Source organism: Aquabacterium sp. (assembly GCF_016234775.1).
Taxonomy (GTDB): Bacteria; Pseudomonadota; Gammaproteobacteria; order Burkholderiales; family Burkholderiaceae_C; genus Aquabacterium.
In genome coordinates this window covers 1-2,602 of record NZ_JACRAH010000023.1, presented here as the reverse complement: position 1 = coordinate 2,602, position 2,602 = coordinate 1, and the positions used below count along the sequence as shown (strand labels likewise).

General features: G+C 64.8%; 2 protein-coding genes. One reads left to right on the top strand and one right to left on the bottom strand.

All coding sequences use genetic code 11. The annotated features are described in order from the left end of the window. A partial coding sequence (locus HY836_RS07395; RefSeq protein ID WP_290675082.1) for a ParB N-terminal domain-containing protein occupies positions 1-1,910 on the top strand: 1,910 nt, incomplete at its 5' end. A 61-nt stretch (positions 1,911-1,971) separates the two neighbouring features. Here HY836_RS07395 and HY836_RS07390 read toward each other — a convergent pair. Beyond that, the coding region (locus HY836_RS07390; RefSeq protein WP_290675080.1) for an integrase domain-containing protein at positions 1,972-2,602 on the bottom strand (631 nt) is incomplete at its 5' end.

Genomic DNA, 2,602 nt, shown 5'->3' with positions numbered 1-2,602 from the left:
CCGCGTCCATCCTGGACTGCGGCGTGTTGCAGAACCTGATCGTCATCAAGGGCCCGCGTGGCCTGTTTGAAGTGTGCGCCGGTGGCCGTCGCCTGGAGTCGCTGAACTTGCTGATGAGCAACGGCGATATCCCCGACAACTACCCTGTGCCCATCCTCATCGTGCCTGCTGACAAGGCGCTGATGGCCAGCCTGTCCGAGAACATCTTTCACGTGCCCATGCATGCCGCCGACGAGTACCTTGCTTTCTCTCGCCTGTTGGGCGAGGGCAAGTCCGTCGAGACGGTGGCAGCGGCCTTTGGCGTCACACCCTTGGTGGTCAAGCGCCGCATGAAGCTGGCAAGCGTGTCGCCCAAGCTGATGGACGAGTTCCGGGCGGATGACATCAGCCTGGAATGCCTGATGGTGCTGGCGTCGGTCGATGACCACGAAAAGCAGGAACAGGCCTGGGCTGGCTTGCCCCAATGGAACCGCCGCCCCGACTCCTTGCGTCAGTTGCTGACGCAGGGCGACATCGAGTCCGACCGTGACCCGGTGGCGAAGTACGTGACGCTCAAGGCATACGAAAAGGCCGGTGGGGCCACACGCCGCGACCTGTTCAGCGACGATGACAAGAAGGCTTACCTGCTGGACGCGCCATTGCTGGAGCGGCTGGCCGTGGACAAGCTCAGCAAGAAGGCCAAGCAGGTGCGTGCCGAGGGCTGGAAGTGGGTGGACGTTCGAGTGCGCTATGACCGTGACGAGTACAACGGCCACGTCGAGTTGCGCAAAGTGCGACGCGAACCCACCGAGCACGAGGCCACTGCGCTGGCGGAACTGGAGGCCGCGATGCAGGCCGTTCAACAGCGTCTGGATGCGCTGGAAGACATGGACGACGATGACGCCGATCAGGATGATGGCGCGGTGTACCAGGAGCTTGAAAGCGAGCAAGCAGCCTTGCAATTGCGGCTCAAGGCCATCGACGATGAACTGAGCGTGTGGCCCGCCGACCTGATGACGCAGGCCGGGTGCGTGGTCCACGTGGGGCACAACGGCGCGGCCACGGTGAAATGTGGCCTGATCCGTCCGGAGGACCGCAGTGCCGTGGCCCATGTCCTGACCCAGGGCACAGGGCAGACAGGCGAGTGCGGTGGGCAAGGGGATATGCTGTCTGGCCCATCGGCCAAGGTTCGCCCGGTTCACTCTGACAAGCTGATGCGCCGCCTGACGGCACACCGGGTCGCCGCCGTGCAGGCCGAATTGATTGCGCGCCCGGACGTGGCCTTGGTGGCACTCACGGCCCAGTTGGCGCAGAAGCTGTTCCTGAGCCGCGACTACCGCTACCACCAGCAGCCACAGGTGCTGGATGTCTCGGTCACGGACAGCCAGTCTGCGCTGCAATCTGCTGCCGATGACATCGAGGCCAGCCCGGCATGGCTGCGCATGGAGGCCGAGCGCAGCGCCTGGGCGCAGAAGCTGCCCCAAGATCTGGATGCCGTGTTCCCGTGGTTGCTGGCGCAAGACCAAGCCACAGTGCTCCAACTGCTGACCGTGGCGGTGGCGTGCTCAGTCACAGGCATTCAGGGCGTGGAGTCACCGACCCAACGCACCGACGTGCTGGCACAGGCCTTGGGCCTGGACATGCGCCGCTGGTGGACAGCCAACGGCCCTTCCTACCTGAACCATGTGTCCAAGAGCCGCGTGGTGGAGGTGGTCACCGAGGCGAGGGACATCAACGTGGCAGCGCCGCTGGCCGGTATGAAGAAGGATGCCGCCGTGGTAGCCGCTGAGTTGGCCTTGGCGGGCTCCGGCTGGTTGCCGCGATGCCTGAGGGGCCAAGCTGCCTCGGTTGCGGCGACAGGCGAAGTCGGGACGGCCAGTCTGGACGATTCCCATTCTGAGGCCGATGAACTCGCGGAGTCAGCGGCCTGAGGCTCACAGAGCTTTTCCCCCAAACCCGGCGCAGACAAGGGCTCTGCGCCGTTGGCGTTTGTCAAGACGACCCCTCTGGCGGCGCTTCGGTCTTGCCATCCACATCCAGTGATCCTGGATGGCGCTGCACCCGCACCGCACCAAGGTAGGCCCCCGAAGCACGTATGCGCGCATGCCCGGCCAAACGGGACACGGATTGTCTGGCCTGACGGTCCAGCTCCGGTGGCACCATCTGCCCGCCGCGCACCGGGGGCGCGGTCCCGGCCAGGGCCTCATAGTGAGAGATCAGCACCTCATGGCGCAGGCCATGTGCGGTCACCCCCCGTTCTCGCACGGTGATGCCGAACTTGGTCAACACGTAGTCAAAGTGCCTGAGGTTCTTGCGAAGGTCATGGGCAGGGTTGCCCATGTGGGCATCCTGGCTGCTGACCACGCCCTGCGCGAATGCCACGGCGGCAAGTCGCTCAGGGCTGTCCAGTGGAATGTGACGCACCCGGCCTCCCTTGCCTTTGATCCTGGCGTATCGATCTGCCGACTTGTCCACGGGCGGAAGGCCCGTGGACTCGAAGGGCACGATGCTCTCAAATGGCCGAAACAGCACCGATTCCTTGCGCCGCAGTCCCATGGCGCGGATCAGCCGCAACGAGGCCCCCACAAAGCGGTCGTGCTCACAGACCTGGGCAATCACAGTG